The sequence below is a fragment of the Prevotella sp. CAG:592 genome (assembly GCF_000436015.1).
GTDB lineage: Bacteria > Bacteroidota > Bacteroidia > Bacteroidales > Bacteroidaceae > Prevotella > Prevotella pectinovora.
Genome location: NZ_FR892590.1, coordinates 1 through 8,697, shown reverse-complemented (window position 1 = coordinate 8,697; position 8,697 = coordinate 1). Strand labels below are relative to the sequence as shown.

At 40.0% G+C, this 8,697-nt stretch carries 9 protein-coding genes and 2 pseudogenes; all 11 read right to left on the bottom strand.

The features are described 5' to 3' along the window. A pseudogene (locus tag QVO99_RS06895) lies at positions 1–190 on the bottom strand (hypothetical protein); the annotation flags it as partial. Between the two features lie 4 nt (positions 191–194). Then, complete coding sequence (locus QVO99_RS06890; RefSeq protein WP_288177028.1) at positions 195–509, bottom strand: four helix bundle protein; 315 nt, start codon at positions 507–509, stop codon at positions 195–197. A gap of 346 nt (positions 510–855) precedes the next feature. Further along, on the bottom strand, positions 856–1,368 hold the full coding sequence (locus QVO99_RS06885; protein ID WP_022316871.1) for a VanZ family protein: 513 nt from the start codon (positions 1,366–1,368) through the stop codon (positions 856–858). 102 nt (positions 1,369–1,470) lie between these two features. After that, positions 1,471–1,620: pseudogene (locus QVO99_RS06880) on the bottom strand (sugar transferase); the annotation flags it as partial. A 233-nt stretch (positions 1,621–1,853) separates the two neighbouring features. Further along, positions 1,854–2,699 carry an Rpn family recombination-promoting nuclease/putative transposase gene (locus QVO99_RS06875; protein ID WP_022316869.1) on the bottom strand — a complete coding sequence of 282 codons (846 nt, stop codon included), beginning with the start codon at positions 2,697–2,699 and terminating at the stop codon, positions 1,854–1,856. A 208-nt stretch (positions 2,700–2,907) separates the two neighbouring features. Further along, a complete protein-coding gene (locus tag QVO99_RS06870; protein ID WP_022316868.1) occupies positions 2,908–3,513 on the bottom strand; it encodes an acetyltransferase in 606 nt (201 codons plus the stop codon). A 13-nt stretch (positions 3,514–3,526) separates the two neighbouring features. Beyond that, positions 3,527–4,141 carry a sugar transferase gene (locus tag QVO99_RS06865; RefSeq protein WP_022316867.1) on the bottom strand — a complete coding sequence of 205 codons (615 nt, stop codon included), beginning with the start codon at positions 4,139–4,141 and terminating at the stop codon, positions 3,527–3,529. Positions 4,142–4,419: 278 nt separating this feature from the next. Continuing rightward, on the bottom strand, positions 4,420–4,893 hold the full coding sequence (locus QVO99_RS06860) for a hypothetical protein (protein ID WP_022316866.1): 474 nt from the start codon (positions 4,891–4,893) through the stop codon (positions 4,420–4,422). Further along, positions 4,874–6,172, bottom strand: coding sequence for an ATP-binding protein (locus QVO99_RS06855; protein ID WP_022316865.1), 1,299 nt, complete (start codon positions 6,170–6,172; stop codon positions 4,874–4,876). Before QVO99_RS06855 ends, QVO99_RS06860 begins: the two co-directional genes overlap by 20 nt. Before the next feature lie 154 nt (positions 6,173–6,326). Next, the gene (locus tag QVO99_RS06850; protein ID WP_022316864.1) at positions 6,327–7,502 is read right to left on the bottom strand and encodes a nucleotidyltransferase domain-containing protein; all 1,176 of its coding nucleotides are present in this window, start codon (positions 7,500–7,502) and stop codon (positions 6,327–6,329) included. A gap of 8 nt (positions 7,503–7,510) precedes the next feature. Next, positions 7,511–8,641 (bottom strand): glycosyltransferase family 4 protein, encoded by a 1,131-nt coding sequence (locus QVO99_RS06845; protein WP_022316863.1) that lies wholly within the window; start codon positions 8,639–8,641, stop codon positions 7,511–7,513. Positions 8,642–8,697: the final 56 nt, after the last annotated feature.

Sequence of the window (8,697 nt, the reverse complement as noted above, 5' to 3'; positions counted from 1 at the left end):
TCCCTTCAGGGGAGGATTTAGGAGAGGCTTTTGAGGCCACAAACCTTGTCAATTCATCTTCAAAGGCATTTACATTCGGTCCCATCGGCACCACCCAGTTGGTGTCGAAAGCCTCCTTCACATATTTCTGTTCCAAACCAGCCTCACTCATGTGGGCAAGGCACAAGTAAATTGTTTTTCTTTCTTCCATGATTTTATTTTTTTATTTTATCGCTTGTCGTTTTGGTGATAGATGCGAGAAGTTTCAGAATTTCCTCGCTGTCTTTATATATAGAATCAAATTCTTCCTTTGTCAAATATCTAGATTTATTGAGCAGTCGCAACCAATATCGAGACTCGTTACACTCCTTCAGAGCGATATACATTTTAGCTCTGAAATCGTCTTTACTTATTCCATATTCAGCTTCAGCTATATTTGCCCCGATGCTCGTTCCGCTTCTCAGCAACTGTTTAGACAATACGTATTCACGATTCGTTTCTCTTCCCGTCAAATACTGATATAAATTAATCCCAAAACGGTCATTAGGACGTTTTACTTTATTTTTTTATGCTGCTTGCAGTTTTTTGCTTTTTATAAGGCGTCTTTTGCTTGTTTTTAATTCGCAATAGCCCGCTATTACTCATTAAAAAGCCAAACAAAATCCACTCTTCTAAAAATCAAAATCCAAGCAAGCCCTAATGGCCGATTTGGGTTAATTATCCGAAGCGCAAACTCTTCACTCTTTTCTTGAACTACACTTTTCATTTCCCCAATTCCCCTCCATTGTTTTTTTTACCAACTCACTCCTCACTAAAGCCACACTCCTCACTCCTCACTAAAGCCACACTCCTCACTCCTCACTAAAGCCACACTCCTCACTCCTCACTAAAGCCCACACTCCTCACTAAAAAATATCCAATCACACACCCAAGGGTATTGTGTATCACATCATCCGTTTCGCAGAGTCCTCTGCAAAGAACAAACTGAGAAACTTCTATAATGCCAGACAGAACGACTCCACTCAGGAAAACCCTCTTGATTTTCATTCCCATTCCCCCAAGCAGCAATCCGACAGGCATGAATAGAGCGATATTCAATAACACCTCTAACAGATCAGCAGGATAATCCACTTTGTTCCAGATGTCAGGATATTTCCAGAAAGGCATAAGCACCATCTGTCTTTCCCTACCGCCATTTCTGCAAATCACGGTAGAGCAAAGCACCAAGAAGTAATAATCAGCAAGCAAGGCTCCAAGTATGAACCTCTTTATCCTGTTCCCTTTTATCATCAACATCCCTATCACAATTGCGACAGAAAGAATGACAAAAGAGAAAAGAATATACCCCACAGGAATCCTCGGATTCACCCATTCGTATATCGTATCCATAAAAAAAACAGCAGCAGGTAGTGGTTTCGCTCCACAGGCAATAGCCTATTCAATTATACCTGCTTTGACCATTGTTAGTTGCTGATTGCGGCTACTAATAGCTCATACTTCCTCTCCCGCAAATTTCACCTTGAAGCCAAGTACTGTCGCAAATATCATTTCAATATCCTTCCAGAAGGAGTAGTGACGATAGTAATAGCAGTTCAGTCTAACCTTATCAGGATAGATAACATTATCGTTATACCATACCGCCACTTCATGGTCACTCTTAGCCGAGAGTTCAGCGTGAATGTTCTCAGAGATATTAATTTGCGGATAATTCGGGGCCATTTCATTGATAAAGTAGTCAACACATTGGAGTTTTCTACCCTCAATCTTTGCAACCTTCATTTCACTTATAGCTCTTGCCAAGCTATTCTTAACATAAGCCTTCTGTTTTTCTTCTAACATCAACCAACCAAGTTAACATTTAACAATGTAAAAGCTTAAAGCTTAGCAATCTCTTCCAAGGAAAGTCCTGTTGCTTTCATTATATTGTCAATAGGCATTCCCATTTCAAGAAGATTTTTCGCTATTTCTATAGCTTTTTTACGTTCTCCTTTTTCTTCTGCACTATCCAAAGAATTCTTAATGTCGCGATAAGCCTTCAGGCTGTCCTCGTATTCCCTGAGTTCTGCCCTTGTGAACTTGGCTATTTCGGCTTCTGCAAACAAACGGTTAAATACAGCTGTTTTCAAATATTCTGGCTGGCAATCAAGACGCGAAAGGTTTTGAAGAACAAAGAGCCACTTGTCATAGTTGGTCTTAAGTTCTTCTATCCTCTTGTTGAACTTGGATATTTCCACATATTTAAATGTAAGTTTATCGTTGAACACTCGGTGTGTCTGCTTGTCAAGCAAACCAATGTCATGGTTTATAGTATCATCAGAAAAGGCAGGGTCACTCATATCGTAGTTGAGCAGCGCCACTATATAAACATGCTTGAGCTTATAGTTCCATCCTTCTCCTTTCTGAGCCTGCTCACGAATGGGGAACGTGGCATAATACAACGAGCGATCCTTAAAATATGTTTGATATGCATTCTGCATCTCTACAATAAACTTCTCGCCTTTCTCGTTCTCGCAATACACATCGAATATCGCTTTACGATCGGTATGTACATCGCCCACATGCTCGCTATTAAGAAACGTTACGTCTTTCACAACCTGTTCACCATTAAATAAAGAGTTGAGAAAGTCAATAAGCAAATCCTTATTGGGTTTGGTACCAAAAATTCGCTTGAAACCAAAATCGGTCAGCAAACTTATATATCGTTCTTCTGTGTGTCGCATAACTTTAAAGTTTAGGGATTAACTTATACAAAGATAAGTATTATTTGCGAGATAAATATGATTTAAGCCATAATAATTCAAAATTGAACAATTCAACATCGGCAAAACCGACAATTCAAAATTCAACATTGCGCTTCGCGCAAACCGTAGCAGGTAGTGGTTTCGCTCCACAGGCCCAAACCTATTCAATCATACCTGCTTAATCTTGCTATTTACTTATGATTTTGATTACTTTTGCAGGACAGCCAAATGCCGTCACATTATCTGGAACATCTTTAACTACAACACTTCCTGCACCAATCATACAGTTCTTGCCTATATTTAAGCATTGTATAACGGATGAACCAACACCGACCCAAGTTCCTTCGCCTACATGTGTGCCGCCACTGATATGTACACCAGGGGCAACATGGCAATAATCCTCTACCATACAATCATGATCTACTGTTGCTCCTGTATTTACAATACAATGATTGCCTATTACAGCATCGGCATTAATAACTGCTCCTGCCATTACTACAGTTCCTTCGCCAATTTTAGCAGAAGGCGAGATAACTGCAGAAGGATGAATAGCCGACTTAAACTCAATAGCTGGATTGTTAGCCTTCAATCTCTCCACAATCATCTTGCGGATTCTGTTCACACCTATGCTCACAATCATAGGAGATAGTCCTGTTGCATCATGCAAAACTGGACGACCTCCACACTCATTCACATTAGGGTTGTCATCCACAAATGCTTCAACCTTTACACCGTTTGCATTTAAAATCTCCTTGATCACTTTTCCATGACCACTTGCTCCAAATAAATACATAATGGGATAGTTTTTAATTATGACCATTGAAATACTCCATTGTTGCCGACTTACCTGTTGTAGTATTTATATCCTCACGACCAAGCACTTTCTTTATCGTTATAAATATCACCTTCAAATCCGTCATCAATGAGCAATGATCTACATACCAAACATCAAGTTTAAACTTCTCAGTCCACGATATAGCATTGCGTCCATGGCATTGTGCCCAACCTGAAATACCCGGTCTAACCTCATGACGACGAGCTTGCTCTTTGCTATATAATGGAAGATATTGCACCAAAAGCGGACGAGGACCTATCAACGCCATATCCCCCTTCAGCACATTTATCAACTGAGGCAACTCGTCAATTGAGGTAGAACGAACGAAACGACCTATTTTAGTTAGACGTTGAGCATCTGGCAGCAGTTTCCCTTCCGCATCCTTCTCATCCGTCATGCTCTTAAACTTAATCACCTTAAATATCTTTCCATCCTTACCAGGACGCTCTTGAAAGAAGAAAGCCCCTGCCCCTTTATTGGCAAAATGCAGCCAGATGGTAACAACTATCAAGATTGGGCTTATACATATCAATGCTATAAGCGCAATCCAGAAATCAAAGAATCGTTTAAAAAAATGTTTGTACATATGAAGATTTGTTTTACTGAACTTCAGCAAGTTCAGAAGTTATAGAATTTAAAGCCGTATGTCTTTTTGCTGAATATTCAGCAAAAAGAGTAATGGCTATCGCTCGGTACAGAATTCTCTGTACTTGCTAAAGTTCAATTACTCATAAATAAAAAATCGTGGTAAAATTAAAGAATAATTTTGGGTAATTCGTGTCGTTTGTTCCCCTCCACAGTATCGCTATATGCTGATGCTGCACTCGGATGGGGACTTGGTAATTAATTTGACAAACTTGTTGTTTATATTTTGATATTCTCAACCGCAGGTCCGGTCTTGAACTCCAATCTGCAGTTGTATTTTGATATAAACCTTTTCTTCGCTTTTTCAGTCATTGAATTACCTGTATTACTTGGAATCTTGCGTCCAATGATTCTTGCCTGTCTTTCTTTGACAGCCGAATCCTTAAATAAAGGATTATTCAATGTAGCTTCTACTTGTTCAATGGCATGTTGTATGTTTCCGCCTTTTAACTCAACAAACAATTCAAATAACGTTTGGCTATCCAAATCAAGCAAGACCAACTTGTCGCACTTCGTCGTGTTATAATCTTTAATGATACCACCGTCTATTGCATATACGGCAGACAAGTATTCATGCGAAAAATTCGCTCTATATACTTGCCCACGCTCGCCAACAGATATGCCCTTTCTTTTATTCCAACACTGCCCGGGTTGGCCATCAAAAGCATCCAATCTATCCTTCAGTGCTGCCATATATGATTGAGTTTAATTCAAAAGTATAGTTGTCCACCAGTTCTGAAACAGAATCCAGAAAATCTCCTTTTATAAAACCGTATTCTTCGTCGACAATATTTTCAAAGCGCCCATCCTTTATACAATATGCCGAATAAGCCCCTTTCGGAAGAACATAGTCTTCAAGCTCTAAATCATGGACCTTATCATGTGATATTTCATATGCAGCAGATGCCAACATCATAACATTCAAAGCCGTTAATACATAAGGACTATGGGTCGTTAAAAATACCGTACTTTTATATCCGGTATCTTTCTTGTCCGTCTGTTTCAATAGACCTACTAACATCTTGACAAGTTCGAACTGAGCTATAGGAAACAAATTCTGTTCCAACTCTTCTACGAACAAGTGAAAAGATCTATAGGACGAACGGTTCTGTATATTTTTGAAAACCTTGTCAAAAGAAGGATATATCTCTGATTCATTTTCTATTTTTGAAGCGCCTCCATTTTTCAGCATTTCATTTAGTACCGATGTCAGTACCTTTATATCAATCTTGGAATCAGTTAAATCCAATTGCTTTAAATATTCAACCGGACTTATCTTGGCTGAAGTACCCACCTCTCCTGCCAAATATGTAGCAAGCACCTGTATCGGTAGAGCAGACTGAACACCACTTGATGCATAATACGGCTTTATCTTTGAATGTCCATCGGCCAAAGTCAGCACATCCCCATTCTTGGCATTATAGTGATATTTCATTTTATCCACAAAGACCAAATCAAGTGGATGTAATACATTAAACTGCAACCTCGCTTCCCCCCATTCCAAAATATAATTGAACAACATGTCAACATCTTTCGACCTATACAGGTTTTCAATGTTCTGTATAGACGACAACAAGTTTCGTTCTGAAGGTAAGAAACTTATCTTCAAGTTATGTCTTATTTCTGCAAACTTAGGCTTTCTAACAATCTTTGCGTTTCGCTTTTTGCCTCGCATTTCTATCTGTATAGCAGAGCCATCATATTTGATATAACTGCTATCAGAAAGAAAATCGTCATTAAAATGATGGAATTTCTTAAGTTCATTCCAAAAGCGATAATAATGGGTATATCTCGATAATATACTATCACCACCAATCATTACTTGCTTTTCAAGCCAACAACAAAAACACAGAATCTTCATAAATGTACTTTTGCCAGTACTCTGCTCACCGATTAAAAGCATAACCTGGGAAACTGGAACAACTCCCGTTTCCGCCAAAGGTCCTATATTTCGTATTTCTATTGTCTGCATAGCATTTAAGTTTTATGCAAAGATAAATATATATGTTGAATGAAACAAGTTTTTTATTAGTGATATAATATACACAAGAATAATAAATTATCATTTTAATTACTCCGAGAATTAATCATTAGTATGTAACACTTAACATTCAACACTTAATACTTTAGAAAGCTCTATTCCTAGCCAGCCTTCCAATTACCCCCGTTCCGTCTCCCCTCCCTTCAGGGGAGGGTTGGGGAGAGGCTTTCATCCTATTCCTCGCCAACCACCAAAACGACTCCACAAGGTTTTCGTTATATACCAGTTGATATTTCCAACGGTTGCGCCACCAACGGCAGCTTTTATCTATGGCATAGTGCAGTTTCTTGCCGATAGTGTCAATGCCAACTGTCGACATTGGCAGCTCATCTTTCTTCTCGAAGATATCAGAAAGGATGCGGTCAGCAAGAGCAGTGTCCGATTGATATATATACTGTTTGTCATCAGAAGCAAAACAAGCAGCATTCAGACCCAGATATTCCACACAAATAGTGGCAATGGCATTGAAGAACCGCATCATCCGTTCCTCTTTATACACCTTGAAAACCACCGTCCAATCAATCTGCGAGTGAAACCGTTGGAAGAATAAACCTAAATCCAATATATGACGAAGTTTTATTTCATTGGCAGCAAAGTGTTCACCTGTATGGCGCAACAGAAACAAGGCATTGAATGTAGGTGAAGGAAGCCACACGTTGTCAATCGGACTCTGCAAACAAACCTCTTTCTGCAATAAAGACATCAGTATCTGTTCATATTTGATGTTGCTCTTGTGAGATATGTCGTCAATGAATTTTGCATGATTCTCTACCTCAATACCGCCGACTTTGAATTTAGAATGCTTATGATATTCTCTATAGACTTTTATTCCAAGTCCCTTTTCCACCAACTCGTCTGCCTTGTTCTGCATGCCAAACAAATATATGTCAATGTCACCATTCGGGCGATGTTCTGGTGTGGGATAACACAAACTGCATCCATATCCTTTAAGCAGAAGCACTCTTATACTATGCTGGTTGTAGAAATCCGCCAACGTGTGAATTTTATCAGCATGCTTTATGTAATTCCGTCCCGTCATAACAGAATGCTTAATCCATTGTATGAGTACAGATTCTGATGTACGTGGTTGGGCATTCAGCAGGTCTATAGCATCAAGCACAATGGCAGATACTCCCTGTTGCTTGGCAATGGTAAATATTGCGTTCCAATCGGTTTCAGAACAAACGATACTATCATCTTTGGGTTTTCTTACAAGATAGAACCGCAACAGTTTGAGCAAAATAACTTCTTCTGCCGTCATTTGCCCTATCACATTATCTCCTTATAGTATTCAATCTGGCATTTCTGCACAAAGCTTCTTTCGAATCGAGAGTCTATCATCTGCCGTGCATTGTTCTTCATCGTTTCACGGGCTTTATCATCAAGCAGCATACGTTCCATCGCGTTGTAAAGAGCATCTGCATCTTTCGACGGCACAATCAGCCCGTTCTTCTCATTCTCGATAATCTCACGACTACCATTGATATCCGTTACAATCGATGGCAGTCCCATAGCCCCAGCTTCAAGCACAGTATTCGGGAAACCCTCTCTATAGCTTGGCATTACAAAGCAATCGGCATCTACATACATCTGGAGCAAGTCGTCGCCGTATTTGGGACCACAGGCATCGATAGCATCATTGTTGTCAATCTGCTGTCGTGTGGTATCGCTTACCGGGTCGAGGTTATGCTCATAGTTACCTACCAGAACAAGTTTTGTATCCGTATGCTTGTCGTGCAATTTCACAAAAGCTTCAACTAACTCATTGATACCCTTATCTCCCACAATGCGGCCGACAAAAACAAATGTAAATACATCAGCATCCTTAGTCACTTCAAAACGAGCAGGAGAAAACCTCTCCATATCCACGCCCATCACATTGCCATACCCCAAAACCTTCATTGGCTTCTTGGTGATGCCGCCATTCTTCAAATCATTAAGAACCCCCTGTCCCTCTGGAATCACATGCGTAGCACAAGCGCAGGTAAGCCAGTCTGTCATCATCAGAATCTTTCGCTTCAGTCCGGTAGCCGTAGGCCATACCAGTCCAGTAAACGTATGTATACGCACCGGTACACGTGTCAGCCATGCAGCCACCATACAAATCATTCCAGCCTTAGGAGTCATCGAATGTACTACCTGTGGTTTCTCCTTACGGAATACTCTAAGCATCTTTATAAGTGATTTCATATCCCTAACTAGCGAGATATGTCTCTCCATAGGCACAGCCACACAATGGAATCCGTCCTCATCTCTCAGCTTATCAAGCTCAGGTCCCGGCGACGTCACCGCCACCATGTCATACCCCATCGCCCGCATCTTAATCATCACTTCACGGCAAAAGCCTAAGGATTGCGGAACGGTAACGGCACGAATTATCTTGTTTTTGTTGCGTGTCATATAATTAATACTGCTTTAACATTCATTCATCCATTTCTTGCAATCCTTGAAAAAAC